Annotated in this window: 27 protein-coding genes; 5 read left to right on the top strand and 22 right to left on the bottom strand. The window is 41.2% G+C overall.

Annotated elements, in window-relative coordinates; genetic code table 11:
- Positions 1–241: 241 nt before the first annotated feature.
- The 7 genes from BMW45_RS17945 to BMW45_RS17915 all read right to left on the bottom strand — a co-directional run bounded on the left by BMW45_RS17945 (position 242) and on the right by BMW45_RS17915 (position 7,807).
- Complete coding sequence (locus BMW45_RS17945) at positions 242–1,099, bottom strand: ATP-binding protein (RefSeq protein WP_166433417.1); 858 nt, start codon at positions 1,097–1,099, stop codon at positions 242–244.
- 447 nt (positions 1,100–1,546) lie between these two features.
- The gene (locus tag BMW45_RS17940; RefSeq protein ID WP_166433416.1) at positions 1,547–2,260 is read right to left on the bottom strand and encodes a LytR/AlgR family response regulator transcription factor; all 714 of its coding nucleotides are present in this window, start codon (positions 2,258–2,260) and stop codon (positions 1,547–1,549) included.
- A gap of 338 nt (positions 2,261–2,598) precedes the next feature.
- Positions 2,599–3,441, bottom strand: coding sequence for a carbohydrate ABC transporter permease (locus BMW45_RS17935; RefSeq protein WP_092247181.1), 843 nt, complete (start codon positions 3,439–3,441; stop codon positions 2,599–2,601).
- Between the two features lie 3 nt (positions 3,442–3,444).
- The gene (locus BMW45_RS17930) at positions 3,445–4,350 is read right to left on the bottom strand and encodes a carbohydrate ABC transporter permease (protein ID WP_092247178.1); all 906 of its coding nucleotides are present in this window, start codon (positions 4,348–4,350) and stop codon (positions 3,445–3,447) included.
- A 93-nt stretch (positions 4,351–4,443) separates the two neighbouring features.
- The gene (locus BMW45_RS17925) at positions 4,444–5,823 is read right to left on the bottom strand and encodes an ABC transporter substrate-binding protein (protein ID WP_092247175.1); all 1,380 of its coding nucleotides are present in this window, start codon (positions 5,821–5,823) and stop codon (positions 4,444–4,446) included.
- A 22-nt stretch (positions 5,824–5,845) separates the two neighbouring features.
- Positions 5,846–7,030, bottom strand: a complete 1,185-nt coding sequence (locus BMW45_RS17920) for a trans-sulfuration enzyme family protein (RefSeq protein WP_092247172.1) — start codon at positions 7,028–7,030, stop codon at positions 5,846–5,848.
- Between the two features lie 93 nt (positions 7,031–7,123).
- Positions 7,124–7,807: a FadR/GntR family transcriptional regulator gene (locus BMW45_RS17915; protein WP_092247170.1), complete on the bottom strand. Its 684-nt coding sequence runs from the start codon at positions 7,805–7,807 to the stop codon at positions 7,124–7,126.
- 589 nt (positions 7,808–8,396) lie between these two features.
- On the opposite strand from BMW45_RS17915, the gene BMW45_RS17910 reads away from it, so the two are divergent.
- The 3 genes from BMW45_RS17910 (at position 8,397) to BMW45_RS17900 (ending at position 10,510) form a co-directional block, all read left to right on the top strand.
- Positions 8,397–8,960 carry a GNAT family N-acetyltransferase gene (locus BMW45_RS17910; RefSeq protein ID WP_092247167.1) on the top strand — a complete coding sequence of 188 codons (564 nt, stop codon included), beginning with the start codon at positions 8,397–8,399 and terminating at the stop codon, positions 8,958–8,960.
- Positions 8,961–9,084: 124 nt separating this feature from the next.
- The gene (locus BMW45_RS17905) at positions 9,085–9,993 is read left to right on the top strand and encodes an AraC family transcriptional regulator (RefSeq protein WP_092247164.1); all 909 of its coding nucleotides are present in this window, start codon (positions 9,085–9,087) and stop codon (positions 9,991–9,993) included.
- A gap of 25 nt (positions 9,994–10,018) precedes the next feature.
- A complete protein-coding gene (locus BMW45_RS17900; protein ID WP_092247161.1) occupies positions 10,019–10,510 on the top strand; it encodes a pyridoxamine 5'-phosphate oxidase family protein in 492 nt (163 codons plus the stop codon).
- Positions 10,511–10,952: 442 nt separating this feature from the next.
- Here the strand turns inward: BMW45_RS17900 and BMW45_RS17895 are convergent, their stop codons facing one another.
- The 3 genes from BMW45_RS17895 to BMW45_RS17885 all read right to left on the bottom strand — a co-directional run bounded on the left by BMW45_RS17895 (position 10,953) and on the right by BMW45_RS17885 (position 12,988).
- Positions 10,953–11,834, bottom strand: a complete 882-nt coding sequence (locus BMW45_RS17895; protein ID WP_092247158.1) for a DMT family transporter — start codon at positions 11,832–11,834, stop codon at positions 10,953–10,955.
- Positions 11,835–11,850: 16 nt separating this feature from the next.
- Positions 11,851–12,651, bottom strand: a complete 801-nt coding sequence (locus BMW45_RS17890; protein WP_278320817.1) for a thioesterase domain-containing protein — start codon at positions 12,649–12,651, stop codon at positions 11,851–11,853.
- A 109-nt stretch (positions 12,652–12,760) separates the two neighbouring features.
- The gene (locus BMW45_RS17885; protein ID WP_092247152.1) at positions 12,761–12,988 is read right to left on the bottom strand and encodes a hypothetical protein; all 228 of its coding nucleotides are present in this window, start codon (positions 12,986–12,988) and stop codon (positions 12,761–12,763) included.
- 658 nt (positions 12,989–13,646) lie between these two features.
- Here BMW45_RS17885 and BMW45_RS17880 point away from each other — a divergent pair.
- Both BMW45_RS17880 and BMW45_RS17875 read left to right on the top strand, forming a co-directional pair.
- The gene (locus BMW45_RS17880; RefSeq protein ID WP_029701553.1) at positions 13,647–14,252 is read left to right on the top strand and encodes a helix-turn-helix domain-containing protein; all 606 of its coding nucleotides are present in this window, start codon (positions 13,647–13,649) and stop codon (positions 14,250–14,252) included.
- Between the two features lie 267 nt (positions 14,253–14,519).
- The gene (locus BMW45_RS17875) at positions 14,520–15,176 is read left to right on the top strand and encodes a phosphatase PAP2 family protein (RefSeq protein WP_207649104.1); all 657 of its coding nucleotides are present in this window, start codon (positions 14,520–14,522) and stop codon (positions 15,174–15,176) included.
- Positions 15,177–15,405: 229 nt separating this feature from the next.
- On the opposite strand, the gene BMW45_RS17870 is transcribed toward BMW45_RS17875, so the two are convergent.
- Genes BMW45_RS17870 through BMW45_RS17815 form a run of 12 tightly spaced genes read right to left on the bottom strand, consistent with a single transcriptional unit; the run spans position 15,406 to position 26,049 of the window.
- Positions 15,406–16,161: a LamB/YcsF family protein gene (locus tag BMW45_RS17870; protein ID WP_092247146.1), complete on the bottom strand. Its 756-nt coding sequence runs from the start codon at positions 16,159–16,161 to the stop codon at positions 15,406–15,408.
- Positions 16,162–16,171: 10 nt separating this feature from the next.
- Complete coding sequence (locus BMW45_RS17865) at positions 16,172–16,981, bottom strand: putative hydro-lyase (RefSeq protein ID WP_242883157.1); 810 nt, start codon at positions 16,979–16,981, stop codon at positions 16,172–16,174.
- A 32-nt stretch (positions 16,982–17,013) separates the two neighbouring features.
- The gene (locus BMW45_RS17860; RefSeq protein WP_092247141.1) at positions 17,014–18,042 is read right to left on the bottom strand and encodes a 5-oxoprolinase subunit C family protein; all 1,029 of its coding nucleotides are present in this window, start codon (positions 18,040–18,042) and stop codon (positions 17,014–17,016) included.
- A 4-nt stretch (positions 18,043–18,046) separates the two neighbouring features.
- Positions 18,047–18,736, bottom strand: coding sequence for a 5-oxoprolinase subunit PxpB (gene pxpB / locus BMW45_RS17855; protein WP_092247138.1), 690 nt, complete (start codon positions 18,734–18,736; stop codon positions 18,047–18,049).
- Positions 18,724–19,815: a DUF4392 domain-containing protein gene (locus BMW45_RS17850; RefSeq protein ID WP_330390806.1), complete on the bottom strand. Its 1,092-nt coding sequence runs from the start codon at positions 19,813–19,815 to the stop codon at positions 18,724–18,726. The genes pxpB and BMW45_RS17850 overlap by 13 nt, the downstream gene beginning before the upstream one ends.
- 6 nt (positions 19,816–19,821) lie before the next feature.
- Positions 19,822–20,679, bottom strand: a complete 858-nt coding sequence (locus BMW45_RS17845; protein ID WP_025231958.1) for an aminotransferase class IV — start codon at positions 20,677–20,679, stop codon at positions 19,822–19,824.
- Positions 20,676–21,335 carry a cytidylate kinase-like family protein gene (locus BMW45_RS17840; RefSeq protein WP_092247133.1) on the bottom strand — a complete coding sequence of 220 codons (660 nt, stop codon included), beginning with the start codon at positions 21,333–21,335 and terminating at the stop codon, positions 20,676–20,678. The genes BMW45_RS17845 and BMW45_RS17840 overlap by 4 nt, the downstream gene beginning before the upstream one ends.
- Before the next feature lie 12 nt (positions 21,336–21,347).
- Complete coding sequence (locus BMW45_RS17835; RefSeq protein WP_092247130.1) at positions 21,348–22,046, bottom strand: ABC transporter ATP-binding protein; 699 nt, start codon at positions 22,044–22,046, stop codon at positions 21,348–21,350.
- A complete protein-coding gene (locus BMW45_RS17830) occupies positions 22,039–22,824 on the bottom strand; it encodes an ABC transporter ATP-binding protein (protein WP_207649168.1) in 786 nt (261 codons plus the stop codon). Before BMW45_RS17830 ends, BMW45_RS17835 begins: the two co-directional genes overlap by 8 nt.
- A gap of 23 nt (positions 22,825–22,847) precedes the next feature.
- Positions 22,848–23,864 (bottom strand): branched-chain amino acid ABC transporter permease, encoded by a 1,017-nt coding sequence (locus BMW45_RS17825; protein ID WP_092247124.1) that lies wholly within the window; start codon positions 23,862–23,864, stop codon positions 22,848–22,850.
- Positions 23,865–23,875: 11 nt separating this feature from the next.
- Positions 23,876–24,766, bottom strand: coding sequence for a branched-chain amino acid ABC transporter permease (locus tag BMW45_RS17820; RefSeq protein ID WP_092247121.1), 891 nt, complete (start codon positions 24,764–24,766; stop codon positions 23,876–23,878).
- Between the two features lie 50 nt (positions 24,767–24,816).
- Positions 24,817–26,049, bottom strand: coding sequence for an ABC transporter substrate-binding protein (locus tag BMW45_RS17815; RefSeq protein WP_092247119.1), 1,233 nt, complete (start codon positions 26,047–26,049; stop codon positions 24,817–24,819).
- Positions 26,050–26,289: the final 240 nt, after the last annotated feature.

Below are 26,289 nucleotides of genomic sequence, written 5' to 3'. Positions count from 1 at the left end.
CCAAACCTTCAAAATACATTTTCGCAACCTGAATGCTTTTTAAATCTTTATATCAGCAAAGAACCTCCCCTTTATTTTTTTACAATATACTATATTTTTCGCGTTTTTCCCCTTCCATGTAATTATTAACGGTTTATATGTAACTTTTAAATGAAATGGAACCAATAAAAAAGACAAAATGACATCCAGCTTATGCTTCAATGTCATCCTGTCTTTCATGAAATCGTTCTTTTAAATTTAATTATATATCATCGTATAATATAGTTTCCAATGAAAATATATCTCCCTCCCAATCCAATTCCACATGACCATGATATTTTTTTGCTATCTTCTTCATCGAGTGAATCCCCCAGCCATGAAATGCCTCTTCTTTCTGGCTTTCCAGTCTGTTTTCTTTATTATACTCTATTTTTCCCTGATAGCGGTTTCTGACGAAAATATACAAATATCCTTTTTCATACGTTATCTCTATCCAAATCTCTCCCTTGCCCCTTTTTACATGTTCTGAAGCCTCTACCGCATTGTCCAAGGCATTTCCCAGCAAAACCCCCAGATCTTCATCTTTTATCTTCATCACATGAGGCACATCCAGCTTTGTATGTAAAAGTATCCCTTTTTTACAGGTCTTTTCCCACACATGATTTACAAAAGCATCTATTATCAAATTTCCTGTTCTTGACTCCAATCGTCCTATGCTCCCTGTTTGGCCGATCAAATGTTCCAAAGTCACTAATAATTTTTCTTTTTGATCAGATTTTGTCAGCTCTTGTAAATAGATCAGGTGCTGTTTCATATCATGTTTCATTTCCTGTATCTCTTCTGCCGCTGCTTCCTCCAGGCCATGCTGTTTTTCATAGCTTTCCAATTGTTTTACATACATAGAAGAATTCCTTTTTAGCTGAATGGTTTCCACTAATCTTAAGTAAATGGGGTACATGGATAGATTCATAACCGTTAATATCAGCGCTGCCATAAACAGCCAGCCAAAGGTATCCGTTCCTTTTATTTCCGATGTTTCTACCAGCATATAAAAGATAGGATATAACACCATTCCTGATAACAAAAATATGACTATATGGGCGCCTCCGCCATAAGCCACTCTTCCACCTCCATGGCGGTTCATAAACCGTCGGATTCCCATCACTACTAGAAACAATAAGACTTTTGAAGAAATAGAGTTAAACAAAAATGTCGGACTTTGCCCATTATTCAGATATGAATAGGCAGCTTCTGCTATCCCTTCCAAAAGCATCCACATCATCACGAAAGTTAAAGGAAATGAACACCGCTTCCAAAATATCCCTTCATAAGAAATAATACCAACTGACAAAATTGACGTTAATGTCATTATCAAATTTATTACCGGATGGAAAAAAAATATTTCCGTATTGATGCAAATCTGCCATAGGAAAAAAAGCAGCCAACCAACCACCCTCGTACATCCGCTCCTCTTTACAAGAAAAATATCAAGATATACTTTCAGTAAATAAGTAGAATATAACGACATACTTATACCTGTAAAAATCATTTTAACTGCATTCATTATTTACCTCTTTTTAAACTGTCTCAATTTTTCTTCTACCGACTTTTTGTACGTCCTGCTCAAGGGCAATATGATTCCTTTCGGCATCTCTATTTCTTCATACCCCATTCGAATAACATGCTGGTAATTTACCAGATAAGACTTATGTATCCGTAAAAATCTCCCTGTGCTTTGTTCCAGGCTTTTTTCTATATCATTTAACGCTCTATATTCTTTTAAGCAGCCATCCTGCAAAGTAATTTCAGCCACCCGAAGCTTGCTTTCAAAATACAGAATATCACGTATTGCCACTTTATAATCCGACTTCATATACCGGAAACGGTAATACGCATCCTGTTCCTCTACAAGCCTTAATGCATAATAAAAGGTTTCCTCAAATTCTTTCTTTTTTATGGGTTTTGTAATAAATCCAATTGGTGCAACCCGGAAGGTTTCTTTCATGCATCTGTCATGAGATGTCACATACACCATTTGCACTGTACGGTCTATTTCACGTATTTTATATGCCGCTTCCAGGCCATCCATATGTCTCATCCGGACATCCAGATAAATAATGTCATACCGCTTTCCTTCGTTAACTACTTTAACCAGGTCTTTTCCGTCTTCATAACATTCCACGTCTACCTGAATCCCCGCACTCTTTCCAAGTTCATACAAACATGTTTCCAATTCTCTCAGCAAGTAACGTTCATCATCACAAACAGCTATCTCAATCACAATCATTTTCCCCTAAAAGTATTACTTTCTTATTTCTATATCTGTCAGCCAAAATTCTATTAAGGTTCAAATATCTCCTGGCGATCATTTCTTAACATATCAAAGATAAGAAGCAAAGCAAATTACTCCGAAACTTATAAAGCTTAAACCAATGATAACATTATAGATTTTACAAAATCTTATGTCAATACGCATACCGATTCTACAGAACTACTTTCTAAAACCAAAAGGGAACCGCATCATACCGTTCCCTTTAAGTTTCCCCCTATATGAACTTTCTTCTGTTTTCCGTCCTATTCAAATCCCAAGGTAAAAATTACATTCCCTCATATCCTCAATCATCCTTTCACCGATCCGGCTGTAAGCCCTTCTATCATATATTTCTGTGCAAAGGTAAACAAACACATGGTGGGAATCAAGGACATAATGGTACCTGCTGCCATTTCCCCCCATTTTATATCATATTTTAAGATCAGAGCGTTAAGTCCTACCGGTATTGTCTTAAATTTATCCACATCAATAAACATAACCGACATAAAAAGTTCATTCCAGGAATTGATGAATGCAAAGATAAATGTGGCGGCGATGCCCGGCATAATGACCGGTACAATCACCTGAAATAATGCCTGCAGATAGCCGCAGCCATCAATCCATGCCGCTTCTTCCAGAGATTTAGGTACTCCGTCAAAAAAGCCGCATAAAGTTACAACAGAAAAAGGTATCATCATATTTGTGTATAGCATTGCCAGGCCATACAAATTATTCAGCATCCGCATCTTGCCTAACATCTGATACAATGGTGCCAGCATAATGAACATCGGTATCATCTGCGTAACCAGGAAAAACAGCAGCAACACATTTTTAAAGCGGAAACGGAATCTGCTGATAACATAACTGGCAAGAATGGAAATAAAGACCGCACAGGCAGCTGCCACAGAAGATGTAAAAAATGAATTACATAAGTATCTGGCAAAATTACCTTTCCAGAGCATTGCCGCATAATTGACGAAAGAGACCGGATCCGGCAGATATCTCACCGGGAATGCGTAAATCTCGCCCTGAGATCCCTTTAATGAAGTAAGCAGCATCCATAGAAAAGGGAACATGGTCAACACAAGAAAGACAGAAAGTACGGCAAACTTAAAGATTTTCCACACCTGTTTTTTACTTGCTGCAGTCATATGTCATGCCTCCTTATCCGTATATTTGGTAAGCGTCAGGTAAAATGATGCAAATATCATTAAAAAAATGATGCACAATACCCCAACGGCGGAAGCCATGCCATAGTCTAAACTCTGGACGAGCTGCATCATGTAGGACGTGATGATATTGGACGATCCCGCCGGACCACCCTGTGTCATGGAATAAATCAGATCCGGGAAATTAAAGATCCAGATCACCCTAAGCAAAACAGTCAGCAATAATACGGACCGGATACAGGGTACTGTAATACCGGAAAATTTCTGGAATGGATTTGCTCCATCCACATCAGCAGCTTCATATAGTTCTTCCGGTACCCCTCTTAAGGCAGCCGTAATCATGATCGTGAAAAATGGGATCCCATACCATATATTTGCTATAATGCAGGAATACAGCGCCGTACTTTTATCTGCCAGCCAACCCACCGGCAGGCGGATCAGATGCATTTTTATCAGCATGTCATTGATAACGCCGGAAGTACCATTAAACATCCAACGCCACATGATCCCGATAATAAATCCGGACACTGCCCAAGGGAAAAAAATCAGGCCCTGGTACACACCGCTTCCCTTAAATTTCTTTTTTAAGAGCAGCGCCATGGCAAATCCTGCCATGAACTGGAATAACAGTGAAATCCCGACCCACTTGACGGTATTCCACATGGTGGAATAGAAGGTATTGCTTGCACTGTGCTGGAATAACTTTTTAAAATTATCAAATCCCACCCATTTGATATTTTTAATATTCATCAGATTATAACTCTGGAAAGCCATCATGGATCCCTTGATCATGGGATAATATGTAAATATAATAGGAATGATAATGGCGGGAAGAACCATAAGAAAGATAAAACAGGCTCTTTTCAATTGAAGTCTCGATTTTTGTTTCATACCGTTCCCTCCTCTTTACTGCCTCTCATCTATAAGGAGTCTGGAAGGAGATCCCTCCCCTTCCAGATATACTTATGATTATTTAGTTCCTGCTTACCACTTCTGTCCTTCATCCTGATATGCTTTTGTCCAGAATTCATCCAGCCATTTTAACAGGTCATCATCCGTAATCTCGTCGGTGAGATACTTCTGATACATGGTATCAACCTCTGTTTTATATGTGGCAAACGCTTCATACATCTGAGGATATGCCGCATGACGGTATACAGCCGGCTCTTTTGCCATGTCCATATACATCGCGAACCGTGCCTCTGAAAAATAACTGTCTTTATCTGCTGCATTACTGTGAATCGGGATTGTGGAATAATTCTTTGCAAAGTATGTATTATTCTCGGAATTGGACAAGTACAAAAGGAAATCCGCTGCCTCATCCGGATGTTCTGTAAAGGATGTCATGCCCCAGCCGGCGAATCCATTTGGAAAAACAGCCTGGCCGGACGGTCCCTTGGGGAAGGGAACTAAATCCCACTGGTCATCCTGTAAATCGGCGGAGCAGGTCGCAATTACTTCCGGATCCTGAATCAGCATAGAGGTGGTTCCTCCCACAAAGCCCTGTACCATCTCCGAAAAGCCCCATGCTATGGAATCCGTTGGAGAAGCATTTTTAAAAAGATCCTTATAGAAATGAAGTGCTTCCTTTACCTCTGGCAGTGTAAAAATGGTTGCCCCATTGCCATCTTTCAAATAATAGCCGGCATTGGGATCTGCAAGCTTATCTGTACCGATCCAGCTCCAGTAAATCGTATCTGCATACTGGTAACCGCTTGTGCCGCCACGGAAAGAATAACCAAAACGGCTGTTTGCCGGATCCGTAACGGCAACTCCCGAGTCATAGAGATCCTGCCAGGTTTCAGGCTGCTTCAAGCCTTTTTCCTTAAACCAGTCGGCCCTGTAGTAAAGACCTCTCTGATAAAATCCATAAGGAACCATGTAAGCTCCGTCTTTCATGTAATGGATTACTTCTTTTGCAGAATCTGTTAAAGTGTCTTTTTCCGACCAGCCATCCAGGTATTTCTGAAGATCTGCAATCCATTCATTGGTCACAAACTGGGTAATTGTGGAATCTCTTACTTCTACGATATCCACACCGCTTCCATTCATCAGCATCTGGGTGATTTTCGCATCAGCATTCTCCAATGGCGGGGATACAATATCAATCTTGATATTGGGATGCTCTGCCTCATACTTGTCCGCAATTCCTCGTAAAACAGCCGTACGTTCCGGACTGGTCAGGGATTCTACCAGGCTGATGGTAACCGCATCCCCCGGCTTACCATTGTCTGTCTTCGCAGCTTCTGTCTTTGCTGTTTCCCCGTTTGCTGATGCTGTTGCTTCTGCGGCTGTCTTCCCGCTGCATCCTGACAGAATAGCCGCCGCTGCCAACACCAATACTGCTGCTCTTTTTTTCCTCATCTGTTCTCCTCCTTTGATTTGTTTATATTTGAGCAAGAGCCGATTCCAAATCTGAAATCAAGGCATCTGTACCTTCTAATCCGCAATGAATACGGATAATATTCTGAGATCCTCCTAAAACTTTGCATGCATTCTCTTCCAGCCTTGCATGGGGTAAAAATGCCAGACTCTCAAAACCTCCCCATGATACGCCGATCTTAAATATCCTAAGACTTTCCGCTGCTTTTACAGCGTCCTTTAATGTTCCATTGATCTCAAAGCTCAGCAATCCGGTATTTCCTGATTGTTGTTTCTTCATCAGCCCATATTGGGGATGGGATTCCAGACCAGGATAATACACATTCTTTACTTTGGGATGCTTTTCAAGGAACTTCGCAACCTCCATAGCCGTTTCCTGATGCTGCGCAATGCGGACTGACAATGTACGAAGGCCGCGGATCATCAGCCATGCTTCCATTGGTCCTGCAATGCCGCCAAACAGCTCCCTGTTTGCTGTTAGTTTTTTCATCAGTGCAGGATCTTTTACTGCCAGCATGCCGCCTATTATGTCACTATGGCCGCCAATATATTTTGATGTGGTATGCATCACAATATCTGCACCAAGGGTAAGGGGCTGCTGGTAAATGGGAGTGCAAAATGTGTTATCAATATAAACAAGTGCCTGATGTTCTTTTGCAATCTTTGAAATCGCTTCAATGTCCTGCAGGGAAAATACAAGAGAAGAAGGGCTTTCCAGAACAATCAGATCCGTTTTATCCGTTATGCTTCCTTCAAATTCCTCTACACAGTCACCTTTTACAAACGTGGTGGAAATATCCAAGTGTTCTTTGCAGTATCCGGTCAGAAAATCTTTTAACGGTCCATAGGAATTATGGATGCATATTACATGGCTGCCTGTCCTGCATGCGGTCAATACTGCTGTTGTGGCAGCTGCCATACCCGATGCAAATGCTAGGGCTCCGGCTCCGTGCTCCAAAGCCGCAATTTTATCTTCCAGAATCCTGACGGTAGGGTTCTGTACTCTGCCGTAGCAATATTTATGCTTATCAGTACGGTCAAAATCGTAATATTCGTCTATGGTTTCAAATACATTCAGTGAATTCATGAAAACCGGCGGAACTACAGCATTATAATAATGCTCATATTCCTCACCGTAATGTGCGGTAATTAATTTATCACTCTTTAAATACTGGCTCTGATCTGACATAATGTTACCTCTTTTCTCCTTTGATTTCTCAACCTATATGCTATATGCTATAATATAGGTTTGATTATTATGATACATATTTGTTATAGAACATTATATTTGTTTTTTAATATCCCGGTATACTGCATCTAACAATTGTTCATTGATTAGCTGTGCTTTCTTTACATTTTTTTCGCAAATCGCTTCATACAATTTTTCATGCAATGGCAGACTTTCTAAAAAAGGATCTTCCATATTGAGCGGAAACTCCCAGAATTGATCCATTACATGACTGATGGATAAAATCAATTGATACATAATATCATTATGGGACAAACGGTATATGGTATAATGGAACTGTTTGTCCTCTTCTGTCTGTCTTACTCCCTGATGAAATTTTTCCATTAAAACCTTAGTTATATCGCCCAGTTCTTTCAGTTCTTCTTCGTTAACCGTATGAATCACCATTCGGAGGATTTCCCGTTCCAGAATCTTACGTACCTCCAAAGCATCTAAAAGCTTACCTTTTTCCCTGGTAAAATCCATCAGTGATAAAAATGCACTTTCCTTCTGACTGCCTACGTAAACGCCCTTTCCGTTCCGTACTTCCAGTACATTGCGTGCTTCCAGGGTTTTCATAGCTTCTCTGAGTGAAGTTCTGCTTACCCCCATCATTTCCAGTAGCTGTTCCTGGGAAGGAAGCCTGTCCCCTGCTTTTAGATCATTTTCTTCAATATAATTCTGTATATAACGAATGATCTCTAACTGAAGCGATGTCCGTTGTATCTTATTAGCCATCTGTTATCTCTCACATATCTTTATTTACTTTTAACTTACCATACGTGAGTTTGTATGTCAATAATTTATTATATCTTATTTTCTTTCCCCTAAAAATATGTGCAAATTGTACAATTACAAACACGAATATTAGTTTAAAGCATGATGACTTCCTGCTCTTCTTGACAGATACAAAAAAAAGCATGACAGTTCTGTGCCACACCTTTGTATTGGCCACATTATAGTCTTGGCTGTATTTTGTGTCAATGCCATTTCATTCTTTCTTTGAATTATTATGCAGATACATTTGAAAATGAATCAATACCCTTTACATGCTTCAATAAAAAAAGACGCCCGGCCCACTCAGCGTACCCTCTACGCGATTTTATTTATCAATCATATATTATCGATCTTTTCTCCATATATTTACGATCATACTTAATCTAATACGTACCATTCTGATACAAAAATAATGAATTTTAAAGCAAGAAAAGCAATTTATATATAGTGCTTTTTAATATTTGTAATTTTGTATTTTATGGTATATACTCAGATAAATTGATAATTATTAAAAGCAAAATAGTTAGTATTCATATGATAAGGGGGAACTATGAATCATTTAGGAACGGAACAGATAGAAACAGATCGATTGCAATTACGCAATTTTATTATATCCGACTCACGAGCACTGTTTAATAATTGGGCAAACGATGTAGAAGTAACAAAATTTTTAACATGGTCACCTATTATGTCTGTCGAAGCAGCTGAACGTATAGTATCAGATTGGATTAATCGTTATTCTGACAATAAATTTTATCAATGGGCAATCGTATTAAAAGAAAATAGCGATGAACCTATTGGTACAATTAGTGTTGTACATATGAACGAAAAAATTGATATGGTACATATTGGTTACTGTATCGGGAGAAAATGGTGGCATAAAGGGATAACCACTGAGGCGTTTAAGGGGATTATTCCATTTTTGATTGAAAAAGTCGATGTTAAACGTATTGAATCTCGACATGATCCAAGAAATCCAAATTCAGGTAAGGTGATGTTAAAATGTGGATTAACGTTTGAGGGAACATTGCGTAATGCTGACATTAATAATCAAGGAATTTGTGACGCTTCTATGTATGCACTTTTAAAAGAAGATTATTATAATTTAAAATAATACACCTTACTTGGTAATTTTTAAGGTGTAATTTATTCGAGCTGTTGTTCAGATAAAAAAGAGCAGACACAGTTAAGCATTCGTTTTTCGTCTGTGGTATATTGTCTTAAAGAGAGGAATCTATATGCATGCATGGGAAGCCATACAAAAAACTCTGAACCACATCGAAGAACATCTCGGTGAAGAAATCCACATCGAAGAACTGGCTGAAACTGCCGTATTATCACTGTTTTATTATCAGAGACTATTCACACGTTTGGTAAAAACATCGGTTCGGGATTATATTAAATTGCGCCGGTTGGCAAAATCTCTCCCGATGCTGCGAGATAAAGAAAACCGCATTATCGACATTTCAATGGAATTCGGTTTTGGCAGTCACATAACTTTTACGCGAGCATTTAAAGAAACCTATGGGATTACCCCTTCACAGTACCGAGATAAACCGATTGGCTTACAGAATTTTGACAAACCCGATTTATCACTTGGTTATATTGTGGTTGATGAGGGTGTACCACTGATCAGTGATGGATTGGTTTTGGAAATGAACCGTAAATTTCTTGAAGAACCAATTAACTTTCTTGGTGTTACAGGATATTATCCATTCAAATATGGTAAAATGTTCGGCGAAAGAACCGGCGTTGACACGGTTGGCGAGATATGGGACAGGTTTTTTAGGGTTCTTCCGAATATCTCACATATCTCAGAGGGGCGCAGGGTTGGTGTTTCTTATCACGGCGATGCACCAGACGGTTATTCGAGTTATTTTGTTGGTGCAGAAGTAAAAAAAGACGAGAAAAACCCTGAATTTACAAATTGGCAACTCCCCATACGAGAGTATGTCGTCTGTGGCTTTGAATCAGAAAATCATGAACAGATGATAATTGGTCTGGGTAAGGCAATGAAATACACTCGGTTTTGGCTTAAAAAGCACAATCTGATTGCCGATGGATTTTTCCCTGAGATGTACTATAAAAGTGCGTCCGACATCTCTTATGTAGAATTGTGGATTCCTTTTAAGATACGAGAAAAATAAATAATGAATGTTGGAGGAAAAGCAAATGAGCAATTACGATGAAGGATTAAAATTAATCGAAGAAAAGTTCGGAAACGGCAAAGACAATGTTATTTCCCTCGCGACGATTGCGCGGGAGCCGGGCGCTAACGGAATGCCCCGCCCAGTTGTCCGTAGTGTGGACGCCTATTATGAAGACGGCACATTTTATGTTGTAACACATGGAAAATCAAACAAAATGCAGCAAATCTCGCAAAATTCGGAGGTTTCGGTTGCGGGTTGTTTAGAGATGTTCACCGCTAATGGAGTAGGTGAAAACCTCGGTTGGGTGCTTGATCCAAATAATGCCGAAATAAGAACCAAACTCCGTACAGCTTTTTCCGAATGGTACGATATGGCAAATAATGAAAAGGATGAAAACTGTTGCTTTTTAGCAATCCGTCTCACTAAGGGAACATTAAATATTAATCATTGGGAAAAATTATACCATATGGATTTTGTGAATAAAACTGATATGGAAAATGGAGGCATTTTTTAATCAATATAACATTTCAAACGATCCGCACGGCAGCTTTACATTTATGACAGACAATGCATCATACCTAAAACATTTGATATTAACAGTAATAAGGTCAACTGCTGATCGTGTTGTTTTCCCATGTTTCCAGTACTTATTTATTGCGGTACTATGAGATTTCATCTATGTAACGCATTGTCCATATAATATAAATACTAACAAAGAAGCAAGACATACGCCTTGCTTTTTTGTTTTTTATTAATAGTCATTAATATTCATAAGTCTTTAGTATGCGTTAAGTCCCTTTATTTTGTGAATTGTAAGTACCATTTCAGCCCGGATAATTAATATTCCTTAAATGACAAAAAACTTTCTATAAAAAGTCAGCGTAGTGTCGACCCTAGGCATTTCAAGCACAACATCAAAAAGCTTAACACAACCACTAAATCGGTCAATTTTCTCTTCATGTAGCAGTATTTCTTCTACTGCAAATTTCTGTAAGCAACATTGAAGCAATGAGTAGGATACATCCTATTGCCTTCATCGACGAAATCATTTCTATTGTACCGTCTAATTTTGGTATTAATAAAGCAAAAACCGCACCAAACACAGGCTCCAGGATAAAAATAATTGCCACATGAGAGGGTGTAGTATATTTTTGTATGTACGTTTGTCCTACAAATGCTAACGCTGTGCCCGCAATGCCAGTGATGAGAATAGTTATAACTACAATAGTATTTATTTTAAAGGAAAAATTTCCGCCTCCAATGAAACACATTATAAAATAAATTATTGCAGCAATATTAACCTGCAAACAACCTAAGGTAATCGGTTCTTCATCTCTAGCAAAAATATCTGTTAAAATAATTTGAGCCGAGATACACAATGCACATAAAAGCGCAAAAAAATCCCCACGATTAAATCTTAACTCCACACCGCCTGAGATAAAGAACAAGCCGAATAATGCCAATATAATACTTATTTTTTTAATTAGATCAATCTTTTTCCTCAAAATAATATTTGAAGCAAATGGTACAATAACAATATTCAATCCTGTAATAAAAGCGACATTTGAGGCGGTTGTAAATTGTAATGCAACAACAGTAAAACCTAAAGCACCAGATAATGAAATACCTAACAACACACCTTTAAATAGAACTGTCCTATTGATTTTCTTATATTTTCTACGAAATATAACTAACAAAACCAAACTCGCCAGTGTAAATCTATAAAACAAATATGTAATTTCAGAGATAAAAGCCAGAGAATTTCTCATAATTGGAAAGGACAATCCCCATATAGCAGTAATTAATATCAATAACAAATCTGCATTCTTACTTTTCACTTTATTTATATTCTCCTTAAAATTCTAAGATTTCATTCAGTATTACTGAAAAGTCCAGCACTCTAGGATAACGTAACACGGAAAAGTTATTTCCCTCTATATTATACAAATTAATTTTTCCTTCACAATATTTATTCCATAATAGAGCATTTGCTGCTTCCTCTTCTGTGGCCATAAAAAAATGGCATTGTGTTTTTAGCTTTCTTGTGGGTATATATAAGGCCCTAACATTATCAAAAGTACGTAAAACATTTATGTAATATACAATATCCTGGACTTTTATGTTTTCAGCATCAAAATTGGGAATCGCTCTATCCATATCATCATAAACATATTTCTTTAGTTTCTCAACAGGCAATTTTATCTCTTCATATAATTTTAATAGTTTTGTCCATATATCTTGAATGCTGTCAAGCTTATTATATTTCTTTTTAAAAGTTGAGTATTCAGGCAGATTGCCAATCTCATCTTCTTCCGTACTAATGGTGAATTCAGGAACCTCACCCCAAAATTCTCTATCCGGTGCAAAGCTATTAATCATTCCGAAAAAGCTAAGTTCTTTTCCTTTCTCTTCGAGTTGCAACGCTATTTCAAATGCTATACTTCCTCCTATACACCATCCAATTATGTTATAACTCCCTTCCTTTTGCACCGATTCAATTTTTTTTGCGTATTCCTGGGCAATCTCCTCCAACTTTATGTTTTTAGGAGAATATTTATCAAATCTATCCGCTCTAATCCCCCACATATTATAGTCTACTGATAAATTATCACACAAATCTATAAATACTTCAGCTTCTCCATTTCCCGCATGAATGATAATATATTTTTCGTTGAATCGCTGCCCTTTTTTAGCAAAATTAGATTATTATCTTTTACTATTGTTTCCTCCAACGATTTTCCACTCATTAAAGTTGCCATTTGCCTTATTGTAAATCCAATAAGATATCGGCTACAGCATCAGATGCAGCTTCATCCTTAATCTTCATCTTATAATCAACCTCTAAAAAAATATCTGCAAGAAACAAATCGCTATCAATATTGAGGTTCACATTTTCTTCCAGGTTGTTAAAATACTTCAATAAAATTTTTTGCCTATTTGTATATTTATATATTAAACAACCCAAAGCAGTAATACCAGTTGCTACATACATATCTGTGTATGCGAGACTTCCAAAAAAAAATTCATTTTCAATTCCGTCATTTGTATTTATTCCCTTTTTCTAATCTTTTGAAATAGCAGCAAATATGGGTGATACTTTGGTGCATTTAATATCCCTTAATAATATAAAAAAATTTAATATAAAATCGGCTGGTTTTTGCTGTAAAATTGAAATGTCTTTCTTATCTCCTTTCTATTTCTTCATTTGATTGTAGAATTATTTTTTTAAGTCCATAAATTTGCTACTTGGCGGTTTATTATAAAGGTCTATTTCTATAGTGGGAGTAATTATATCCTCAATTGATTTATTTTTGTTCTAAACTACAAATTTATGGTAATTATTTTATATTAATGGGTAAATGTAAAATTTGTAACCTATTTTCCAATTTTGTTATCACCTGCAAATTTTGTAATCAGCTTTCCTCTGATGTAATCAAAATCCCCACTTGGGGCTCTCATTGAATCTCTTTATGTGGTATAATTCTTCCATAACAAGTTAAAGTATAATAATCATGGAAGTGTCGCTATGATCGTAACAAATGAAGCAGCCATGATACCGGGCATATCTGATAGGCGGGTATTGCAGCTGTCCCATATAGGGTGTCTATTGATGGCAGCAGAAAAATTGATGACTAATAGGGGTATTGTATATGGAATTCGGTGAAAAATTACAACAATTACGAAAAGGAAAAGAATGGACGCAGGAACAGCTCGCAGAAGAATTATTTGTGTCCAGAACGGCTATATCAAAATGGGAAAGTGGAAAGGGATACCCGAATATCGATTCGCTCAAAAATATATCAAAACTTTTCTCGGTATCTATTGATGATTTGTTGTCAGGTGAGGAGTTGATTTCCCTTGCGGCAAATGAGAACCGCACTAATATAAATAAGATTTTCAGTCTGGTTTATGGTACTTTAGATGTTATGACAATCTCTTTTTATTTCCTTCCACTTTATATTCGACAGGATAGTGACCTGATTCGGGCAGTGAGTTTATTTTCAAACCCAGACGTAAGCACAATTACATGGATAATTTATCTTGTTTCGCCTATTCTAATGGCAATAATGGGTATCGCACAAATAATTGCTCAACATTTTTTGAATGAAAGATGGTATAGCATTAGCAGAACCAGCTCTATTCTATTACAGGCTTTTTGCATTCTTATTTATGTTGCAACTCGTCAACCTTCTGCAACTTCTCTCCTTTTCCTGTTTTTTATGATTAAGGTAGTTCTTTTGATAAAGAGCAGCTGAATAAAGTAAATTGTTCTGAAAAGCTTGCGAAAAACCCTTCGACACGAAAAGTGTCGGAGGGTTTTTGCCGTTGTGACGATTCGTTTCTTGAATATTTCCATACTTGACCACACAATGATGATGTGGCTGGCATACACAAACATACCAATATTACTGAAAGGATTTTACAAATGGAATTTATCATTAAAACAAACAGATTAGTAAAACCACATGGAACACGGCTTGACTTAAATAATTTATCGCCCTATGTTCAGAAAGGAGGAAGATATGATGAAAAATAAAAAGTGTTTTATTCTTGCCGGAATTCTATTCTTGTTATTCATACTATTTACAGTAGCTGTTTTAACAATTGACGTCAGCCCCATAGGTCCGGAGCAATCCAACGTTGGATTTTCTACATTAAATGGCTTTATGTTCAAACTGCTTGGGGAAAACTTACTTTGGTACCATATCACAGACTGGATTGGTGTTGCAGCTATCCTTGTCGCTTTGAGCTTTGCTATATTTGGATTAATGCAGCTAATAAAAAGAAAAAGCATCAAGTGTGTAGACAGTGATATTATATTACTTGGAGTGTTTTATATCATCGTGATATTTTCATATGTATTGTTTGAAATATTTATTGTTAATTACAGACCGATTATTTTGGTAAGTACATTAGAACCGTCCTATCCATCTTCCCATACGATGATTGTACTATGTATCATGGCTACCGCAATTATGCAATTCCATTCCCGGATACAAAATAAGTCAATTAGATTTTTTGCGGAGGTCATATCTGTTGCTATCATCGCCGTAACGGTGATTGGGCGTTTTATTTCAGGGGTGCATTGGTTCACCGATATTGTAGGAGGTTTATTATTAGGCTCTGCGCTTATTACAATATATTACGCTACGGTTAATCAGGTATCAAAGAAAAAATAATTACAGGAACACCGTTATAGACTAACGGCGGTTTTGATACGATATGCTTCCTCCATTTCAACATTTTTTCACTGTCTACTAAGAAGAATCATTCGTAAATATCAAAACCGTCCTTATTTTTAAAGAAATGGATGCAGAAGTTCTATGTGATAGATGAATTAAGCTTTTCTGTAATCGAAAAAATACAAAAAAGGCATGACAGTTCCATGCCACACCTTTTTATTGGCCGCTAAAAGCATTTTACCTCTATTCCCGCTTCTAAAAAACCTTCTCGTAGCCTCTTTACAAATTCCAGAGCCTTCCCTCCATCTCCATGAACACATACAGAATCCGCATCAATGGAAATCGTGCTTCCGTCAATGGCTTCCACCACCCCTTCTTTCACCATTCTGATCACACGCTTTAATGCCAGCTCCTTATCTTCAATCACCGCGCCTTTCCGGCTTCTTGGAACCAGGCTTCCATCCCTTTCATAGGCCCGGTCTGCAAATACCTCACTGGCAGCAGACACTCCTGTATCCTTGGCAGCCCGTATCATCTCACTATTGCTGAGAGCCAGGAGAACCAAGCTGCCATCCACTTCTTTTATCGCCTGGCATATGGCTTTTGCCAGTTCATAATCGTTTGCCGCCATGTTGTACAAGGCCCCATGGGGTTTTACATGACAGAGCCTGATTCCGGCTCCTCTGCAAAAAGCGTTCAAGGCCCCGATCTGATACATAACACTGGTTTTTACTTCGTTGGGAGTAAGGCTCATATTTCTTCTTCCAAATCCCGCCAGATCAGGGAAACCCGGATGGGCCCCTGCCCTCACTCCATATTTCTTACATAAAGCCACCGTCTGTTCCATTACCACAGAATCTCCCCCATGAAAGCCGCAGGCAATGTTTGCCGATGTAACATAGGGCAGCACCTCTTCATCCAGTCCTATTTTATAAGCACCGAAGCTTTCCCCCAAATCGCAGTTTAAATCAATGACCGGCATATTCTCACCTCTAATTTTTTATCTCTGCATTTTTTAAATCCGTAATAAACATGTGTCCCGGAGCGTGAGTAATTACAAAGGGGGGCCTGCTGTTCATGACCACTGCCTGGGGAGTTACCCCGCAGGGCCAGAAAACAGGCACCTCTCCATCATATATGGTCACCGGATCCCCAAAATCCGGTTTGCAGATATCTTTTATTCCAAGAGCTTCCGGATAACCAATGTGAACAGGCGCCCCATGCACCTTTGGCATGGAGGCGGTTATAACAACCGCACCGGAAACCTGGTGATAAGGTATGGGCCTCATGCTTACCACCAGGTTACCTGAAAATATTCCTGCGGGCATACATGGAATGTTCGTATGGAACATAGGAACATTTACCCCCTCCTCAATCTGTCTCACCGGTATCCCAGCCTCCAAAAGTGCTGTTTCAAAAGAAAAACTGCAGCCAATAAGAAAGCTTACCAGCTTTCCCCTGGTTCTTTGATACTCCTCAAATAGTTCTGATACATCTGTGTATTCACCGGTGCACGCGCCATATTCATACACCCGGTATCTGGGAATATCCCTTGGAATATCACTTCCTTCTGCCGTCAGGGGAAAACTCCTGCTCCCTGCATCCGATACTTCCAGGAGCGGGCAGGCCTTGGGATTTCTCTGGCAGAACAAAAGAAAATCCCAGGCCAGCTCTTCGGGAAGGATCACCAGATTTCCCTGGGCATAGCCGCCGCACATTCCGGTGGTAGGGCTGTGGATCACACCCTCCCTGATCAGCCGGCGGACTTCTTTGGGTTGTCTGTGTCTATACTCTGGTTCCATGTTCATTCCTTCTTTCTTGTCTTATGGTCTATTTACCGGTAAATGATATTCCTAAGCCGTTCCTTAAAATTCCTCAGCTTATCTTCTTCCTTCCGGCAGATTGCCACGGCTTCATCTGGAGTTACATACTGAAATGCCACCCGCTCCCCCGGCTTTCGCTGGGCCAGTGCAGGGATATCCGTGCTGATCACCGTAGCGATTTTTGCATATCCTCCGGTAGTTTGATGATCTGCCATCAAAACCATAGGAAGTCCAGAAGATGAGATCTGAACTGAGCCTTCTACGATCCCATCAGATATAATATCTGCTCCATTCTTCATTTCAATAGGTTCACCCTCCAGTTTGCAGGCCATGCGGTCACAGTCAATGCTTAACCGGAAAGGGTTCCGGATCAGAGTGTTAAGTCCCAGTTCCGTAAAAGCATTTTCCTGGGGGCCCATTACGGCACGCAGAAGAACCATACGGTCATCTCCATAAAAGCGATAAGGTGTTGACGAATGACGTAGCCATGGTTCATTCTCTCCCACGGCTGCCAGCTTTTCATTCCCCTTTAATTTCTTTCTTATTTTCTTAAACTGTCTGAGATCTTTTCCTGACTTCAGACGATCCCCTTCAAGGAGTGCCCTTCCCTCTAAGCCTCCTATGCGGCATTTTAAATTGGTGGAACGGCTTCCCATGACAGAAGGAACCTCTACTCCTCCATAGACCGCCATGTAAGTCCGAAGGCCGGAGACCGCAAGCTCCATGGTCAGAATATCTCCTGTCCTTACCAGAATCGGGGAAAAAATGGGAGCCGGAATTCCATTGATACAGGGTTTCATATCCCCACCTGCAAGGGCGATAATCTCGTCAGAGTTAAAACGGATCTCACCGCCTTTTAACGTAAATTCGATAACTGCCGCTGTTTCCGGTTCTTCCAGATTCCCGGCAAGAAGATTAGCAAGCTTCATGGAATACTTGTCACAGGCTCCGCTTTCTTGGATGCCCTGGCTTAAAAATCCTCTTCTCCCTTTATCCTGAACCGTGGACAAGGCTCCAGGACGCAAGATTTCAAATCCCATCCCGTCACCCCTTTTCCTGTTTTCTTTTTATTTCTTTGTATTCTTCCTGACTGATAGGCACAAAACGAATGGAATCACCGGCTTCATAAAGAGGTTTTCCCACCTGCTCCGGCTTAAAAAGACAGTAAGGCGTACGTCCGATCAACTGCCAGCCTCCCGGAGAATCCATGGGATAAATTCCTGTCTGCTCTCCTCCGATTCCTACGCTCCCCGCCGGTATCCTAGTTCTGGGCGAGCTTAACCGGGGAGTGAAAATGCGTTCATCCATTCCTCCAAGATAGGGAAAGCCCGGAAGAAATCCCTGCATATAAATATGGTAATCCCTGCTGCTGTGAATCCGGATCACCTCGTCCTCCGTGATCTTTCCATGCTCTGCTACAAAGGAAAGATCCGGTCCGAAGCTGCCTCCGTAGCAAACCGGAATTTCCACCAGCTTTCCTCTTATTCCAGTTCCGCCTTCCAATGATTCTGACAGCCGCGATAGAACCTTTAATACCGCGTCATAATCTGTTTTCATAGGGTCATAACATACGAGAACAGAACAAAAGGCAGGTACTGTCTCAACAATCCCTTCCACCGAAAACTCATGGATTCTCCGGTTTAATTCCATTACCTTCGCATTTACCTCCTCACTGATGGAATCACCCAATTCCACCAGGGCGCCGCAATCACCGACCGGTTTTATTTGAACCATGGCCCATCCCCTTCTTCAAAAAATCCTTTTTCCAGCACAGAAGTAAACCAGTGATCGGAATTATGGGAATATCGGACCGCATAAGCCGTACACTGGCGCATCAGGCTGACAATTCCTGTATTCAGCCGGGTACTAAATCCATCGATTCCAGGGATCAGTGAACCGGTCATATCAATAAGACCGGTTCTCGACGCCGCTCTCATCAGTTCCGCTTCCATTTCTTCCCGGTGTAGAATCTCCATATCCCGCTTTAAGTAAGCCAGTGCCGCGATCAAACCGTAGCAGCCCCAGTCAGAACAGGTTGCCGTTATCACGTGGTCCGCTCTGCTGGCCGCTAGAATTCCGCCTCCGCAGCCGCACACACATTCCCCGGGAGCCGTTAAAGGTATGTATTTTTTAATATGATCTGCTATGGCTCCCATGCCGATCTCATTGCCAAGATCACCGATGGCTATGTTTAGGACTCCCTTTTTCCGAAGCATTTCCCATAGTACATCTGTCTTGGCTTCCAGCTCTGTTACATTGTCTCCGGCTGAATTGTGATAAACACCATTTTCATTGGAACCGGGAGCCTCCACAGAGATTACCGCTCCGGGAAGCCCTTCTTTTATCAGCCATTCCGCTTCGATTTCTGCCCTGGCCAGATTTTTTGTAAAGGCTATCACTCCCATGCTGAGAGGAAGTTCCCTTACGGTTCCAATATCCTGGTAAATATGAAGGCCTACCACGCAGGCACATTTCACTACCGACTTCACACAGTCCTCAGGGCAGATGATAACAGGCTTTGCCCCAAAAGCCATGACCAGGGCTCTTGCCAGCAGCATGGAACTGACCATTCCATCCATCTCCGGCTTCTTATGAGGAAGAAGCACAAATCCTGTCAGTATATAAACCAGATCATTTTCTTTCACCGTTTCACACAGCTTTTCCGCCGCTCTCATGGTAAGAGGCTCCCCCATCTGCTCCCGGCTTCCGGCATAAAGAATCCGGCATACCCCATAGCCCCTGGGATCTAAATTCATCAGAGCATCCAGGTTTTCTCCCACATTTCTCTTTTCCAGCCCGCCTCTATCCATCATCCACTCCTAATCAAATATACTATCTCTTCCTGTATACTCTAAGTATTCTTCCAAAACAGCATCCTGAATCTTCTTTAACGTCGCCGGATCCTTTCCACCTACCGGCTTTCCGTCAATAACGTCTGCATGAAGGCAGAAATTAGAGGAAGAGGTCACGATGACCTCATCGGCATCCATAAGCTCTTCCATGGTAAATGCCCGCTCCAATACCTGGATTCCAAGCCTGTAGCAGGCCTGAATCATATGGGTCTTTGCAATCCCCCGAAGGATCAGGTTATCATTGGGATGGGAAAGGAAGGTTCCGTTTTTTAAAATGGAAACATTGCTGTGCGCACACTCCGTCACCATATCTCCTCTGTGTAAAACAGTTTCCATAGCTCCAGCTTTTAAAGCCTCCTGAGAGGCCAGCACGGACGGGAGAAGATTTAATGTCTTAATATTGCAGTAAAAAAACCTGGTATCTTCCATTGTTATCAGGCGGATGGGAACATCAGGGTCTTTTAGTTTATTAGGCCTTATCATGACCCACAGCTTTCCAAGCATTGCCTCGTCATAAGCATGATCCCTGGGAGCTGTTCCTCTTGTCACCTGCCAGTACACAAAATGAGTATTCCCCTCCACCATGGAAAGAAGTTTTGTCAGAAGTTCTCCAAGCTCCTTCTTATCCATGGGAATCTTAATATCCAGGGCTTTGGCACTGGAGTAAAAACGGTCCAGATGATCTTCCAGAAGATACACTTTGTGATTCCCACCAACGGTAGCATCATAAACTCCATCTCCAAAAAAATGAACCCGGTCCTGAAAGGGAACCATCAATTCCTCAGGGGCTCCGATCCTTCCATCATAATAAGCAAGCTCTTTCATAATATCTCCTTTTCACTGGAACAAATCCCAAATTTTAACTCCATAAATTTCTTAATTAATTCCACACAATGATCCAGCCCCAGACTTTCCGTATTCAGACAAAGGTCATAATTTTCAGGGTTCTTCCACTGCCTTCCAGTATGGTACATATAATAGGAATTCCTGTATTTATCCAGTCTGTCTATATACCTTGCAGCCTCCTGTTCGGATATTCCCTGCCGCTCCATCTCTCGTTTTAAGCGGAATTCATAGGGGGCATCCAGATACACGGATACTACATTGGGCTCATCCCTTAAGACAAAATCCGCTGCCCGGCCGATGCAGACATAGGATTCATGATGAAGAAGCTCCTGCAGAACCTTTGCCTGATAATTAAAAAGGTTCTGATCCGATAAAAAATTGCCGCTTTCCTTTGGAATGACTTCGCCACTGTAGACTCTTCTTGAGGCACGGTATAAAAAAGTTTTTTTCGTATTTTCATCTGCATTTGCAAATATCACCTCATTGATTCCGCTGTCTTCTGATGCCAGACGCAAAAGCTTTCTGTCATACACATCGATCCCGTAATCAGCCGCCAGTTTTTTACCGATGAAGCTTCCGCCTCCGCTTCCGCAGGTACGAGTGATGGCAATGGCAAAATACTTCTTCTCATCCATAATCGTATCCTCCTATTGTCCAAGATATGCCTTCTTTACCCTGTCATCCTTTAGCAGTTCTCCGGCATCACCTTCCATGGTAATCTTCCCAGTCTCCATAACATAGGCTCTGTTTGATATAGATAGAGCCATTTTTGCATTCTGTTCCACAAGCAGAATGGTGATTCCTTTTTTGTTCACTTCTCTGATGATAGAAAAGATTTCCTTTACCAGCAATGGAGAAAGTCCCATGGACGGTTCATCCATCAGGATCATCTTGGGTTTTGCCATAAGAGCCCGGCCTACGGCAAGCATCTGCTGTTCACCGCCGGATAAGGTTCCTGCCAACTGTTTTTTCCGTTCTTTTAAACGGGAAAAACGATCAAATACATCTGCCATATTGGCCGCCATGTCTTTTCCATCGGTAAATGCCCCCATTTCCAGATTCTCCTCTACGGTCATCTGGGGGAAAATATGACGGCCTTCGGGTACATGTGCCAGTTTTAAATCGAAGATCTTGCTGGGTTCTGTTTTTAATAAATTGACTCCGTCAAAGAGTATCTCTCCCTTATCAGCTTTTTTTAATCCTGAAATAGTTCTTAAAATAGTGGTTTTTCCAGCTCCATTGGCTCCGATAAGGGAAACGATTTCTCCATCATGAACTTCCAGGGATGCCCCATGAATGGCTTCAATGGCTCCGTAAGATACTGCCAGATCCTTTACTTTAAGCATCTTTCTCTACCTCCTCATCGTCTTTTCCCAGATAGGCTTCAATGACCTTTGGATGATTGGCAATCTCCTCCGGGGTCCCGGATGCAATGGTAGTACCGAAATCAAGGACAGAAATCCGTTCGCAGATTTTCATGACCAGGCTCATGTCATGCTCGATAAGAAGCACGGAAATCTTAAATTCATCACGAATATAGTTGATTATCTCCAGGAGTTCTTCCGTTTCTGTCGGGTTCATCCCTGCCGCAGGCTCATCAAGAAGAAGGAGTTTCATATCCGTAGCCAGGGCTCTTGCTATCTCCAGACGCCTCTGTTCTCCGTAAGGAAGATTACCTGCTTCATAATCTTCTTTTCCACTTAGATGCACGATTTTAAGCAGCTCCCCGGCTCTTTTTGTCAGTTCTTTTTCCTGCTTCCAGTAAGCCGGTGTACGAAAAACGGCATGGAACAGATTGTAGGAAAGCTTGGCACTCATGGCTGCCTTTACATTATCGATTACGGTCATTTTCTTAAATAATCGGATATTCTGGAATGTTCTTGCAATTCCTGCTTCAACAATCTGATGAGTCTTTTTCCCATTCATGGACTGGCCATTTAAGTAAAAGGATCCTTCCGTCGGTTTATAAACACCGGTGATCAGATTAAACACTGTGGTTTTTCCAGCACCGTTTGGACCAATCAGCCCTACCAGCTCTGATTCTCCGATCTCCATATTGAAACTGTCCACCGCTTTTAATCCGCCGAACTGGATTCCCAGGTTCTGTGCTTTTAATACCGGCATGGCTCCTTCTGCTCCTGTCATATTTATACACCTCCTTCTGTTTTTTTCCGGTTCTTTTCCCAACCGCCTTTTCTGCCTGTCAGCCGTTCATATACACGAATGAGGGAAAATTCCCACGCTCCAAAGATACCGCCCGGTTTGAATACCATGACCAGTACCAGTACTACAGAGTATGCCAGCATACGATACTGGGAGAACTGGCGCATCATCTCCGGAAGAGAAGAAAGAAAAGCCGCACCGATTATGGACCCGGTAATGGAGCCGATCCCTCCGATAATTACCTCCGAGAGAAGCTCCGCAGAGTACATAAAGTTAAAGTTGGTGGGAATCATGGCTGTCATATAATGGGCATAAACACCTCCGCCGATTCCTGCAAAGAAAGCGGCTACGGTAAAGGTAAGCACTTTATAATAAGTAACATTGATTCCAGAAGCAGACGCTGCTATGTAATCTTCCCGAATGGCTTTCACCGTTCTGCCAAAGCGGCTTCGTACGTACATGTACATCATGGTGATACAGATTACCATGATCCAGAAGCTCCAGTAGAAGTTGGAAAGTTTTATAATACCGCTCATGGTTTTTCCACCGCCTGTAATCGAAAGATTGCAAAAGAGAACCCGGATAATTTCTGCAAAAGCAATGGTCACAATGGCAAGATAATCCCCTCTTAAGCGTAAAGCCGGAATTCCAACCATGACTCCGGTCATACCGGCTGCAATCCCTCCTGCAAGAAGAGCAACCAGGAATAATGCGATATCGGGCAGCCCTTTTCCGGCAAGTCCATTGGATACAATGGCAGAGGCATATGCTCCCACTGATACGAAACCCGCATGGCCAAGGGAGAACTCGCCCATGCAGCCCACCACCAGATTTAAGGAAGCCACCATAATGATCGTATAGCAGGCAGTGGTACTGATTCCCTTGATATACTGAGTGGATCTGCCAAAAGCATTGTTTTCAAAAAGCAGGAAAAACAGGAAAAAAACTGCCAGAACACCCAGGAAATTAAGGAAATAGGAAACTTTAAACCTCTTTTCCATGGTCCACCCCCTTAAACTTTCTCGCCCACATTCTTACCAAGAATGCCGGACGGCTTCACCAGAAGAATCACAATCAGAATGGCATAGGTAATCGCTTCATACCAGCCCGGTGCAAATAGCTTTACATAAATCTCAATGAGGCCAACTAGAATTCCTCCAAGCATGGCTCCGGGAATGACACCGATTCCTCCGAGGACAGCAGCAATAAAGGCCTTAAGTCCCATCATGGAACCCATATCATTGGTGACGCGTGGATATTTGGTACAATACATAAGAGCTGCAACTGCTGCCAGCGCGGAGCCGATGGCAAAGGTCATGGTGATCACCTTGTTGACATTGATTCCCGCAAGAATGGAGGCATCCCGATCCTGGGGAACTGCCCGCATGGCTTTCCCCATCTTGGTGTTCTTTATAAATATCTGAAGGCCCGCCATCATGACCACCCCGATGCCGATGGTCAGGATAACATTCAGAGGAAGGACCACTCCAAGCACATTTACAGAGGGTAAATCAAATATCTTCTGGACATTATGGGGCTTTGCACCAAAGAGGACCATGGCCAGATTTTCAAGAAACAGACTCATGGCAAGTGCTGTAATAAGAGCTGACATGGAGCCGGCCCTGCGGACCGGCTTATAGGCTATCACCTCAACCATGACTCCCACCGCAGCGCATATGACCACGGCAAGGAAGACGGAAATCCATGCAGGCATTCCCGCATGGATCATGAAAGGAATGGTATAAAATAAGGTATAGGATCCAATCATGATAAAATCGCCATGAGCAAAGTTAATCATTCGGATGATTCCATATACCATGGTATAACCAAGTGCAATCAAAGCATAGATAGCGCCCTGGTTCAGTCCGTTTATCAGGCTTTGAAAGAATAATGAAAATGTCATAGGATCTTCCTCCCTATCATTTTTCAGACCTTCTTGTTAGATTTATGCCGCTATTCTTTTGTTCCTTCCGGTGAAAGAGTCATAAGCCATTTCACCTTACCGCCTTCAAAAGTATTGATCGCTACGGATTTCTCCGGATCACCATTTTCATCCATGGTAAAGGTTCCTCCTACTCCTGTAAAAGTCATTCCTGTCATCCCATTTACCAGGGAAACTGTATCAGATGCACCGCTGTTTTTGGCAGCTTCCACCAGCATGTAAATAGCATCATAGTAAAGAGCCGCACAGGCATTTAAGCTTTCCGTACCGTACTTTTCCGTATATTTGGATACAAAATTGACTACAGCCGGAGCGGTATCTTCGGAAGAATAGTGGTTGGTAAAATAGCAGTTTTCAAATTTATCTTCAAAACCTGCCGTATCAGTTCCATCCCAGCCATCACCGCCCATAACGGCTCCGTCAAAGCCTGCATCCCTTGCCGCACCTACCAAAAGTGGAACCGTATCAAGGAATGCGGGATAAAACAGAAAATCTGCTCCTTTTGCCACTACCTGGGAGGTCTGGGACGAAAAGTCTGTATCCTTTGTGGTGCATTCTCCCACATATACCACTTCAATTCCGTTTGCCTCGGCATTCTCTATAAATGCATCTTTTAAGCCGTTGGAATAATCATCATCCTTGGCATAAATAACGGCGGCTTTGGTCCAGCCTTTTTCCTTCGCAAACTGGGCAGCCATTTTGCCCTGATACGGGTCAATAAAACAATTCCTGAAAATGGTGGAGCCTTTTAAAGTTACATCTTTATTGGTAGCTCCTGTTGCAAGAAGGAGCATATTATCTTTGGAAGCCTGTTCGGCAACGGGAAGAGTAACGGAGGAAAAAAAGCTTCCCACGATAGCACTGGGGCCTTCTTTCATCAGACTGTTGTAAGCATTAATTGCCTGCTTGGCATCACCGCCGTCATCTACTATTTTTCCGCCATTTACAATTTCAACCTTATAACCGGAATCTCCGTAGTTGATTTCTTCAACTGCCATGGCAATGGCGTTCTGTGCGCCTTCCCCATAAACAGCAGACCCTCCTGTGACTGGACCGTACACGCCGATCTTAATGGTTTTCCCGTCTTCTCCTTCCGGGGCAGACGCTGCTTCCTGGGAAGACGTTGAGCCTGCAGCGGCTGTACTGCCTCCTGCAGCACTCTGCTGTGCAGATGAACCGCAGCCGGCAAGGAACGCTGCCGTCATTGCTGTAATAAGAGTTACGGGTAATAATCTTTTTTTCATAATCGCTTCCTCCTCAATCTATTATCATAAAAGACGAAAATAAAGACGGAACAAGGAGGCTTCCCAAAAATGCAGGGAAAACCTCCTTGTTCTCCTTAAAAGACTTATTTGCCTTATGGACTTGGATCCATGCAATTACAAAATTTCCATAAGCAAAAGGAGCCGCAACCGTACTGTGTACGCTTGAGACTCCCTTGTTCTCTCGTCTAATATGTTGGTAGGATTATAGCATTTGCATAT

This window comes from Lacrimispora sphenoides, from assembly GCF_900105215.1.
GTDB classification, from domain to species: domain Bacteria; phylum Bacillota; class Clostridia; order Lachnospirales; family Lachnospiraceae; genus Lacrimispora; species Lacrimispora sphenoides_A.
The sequence above is the reverse complement of the archived record's forward strand: the minus strand, read 5'-3'. Positions and strand labels throughout refer to the sequence as shown.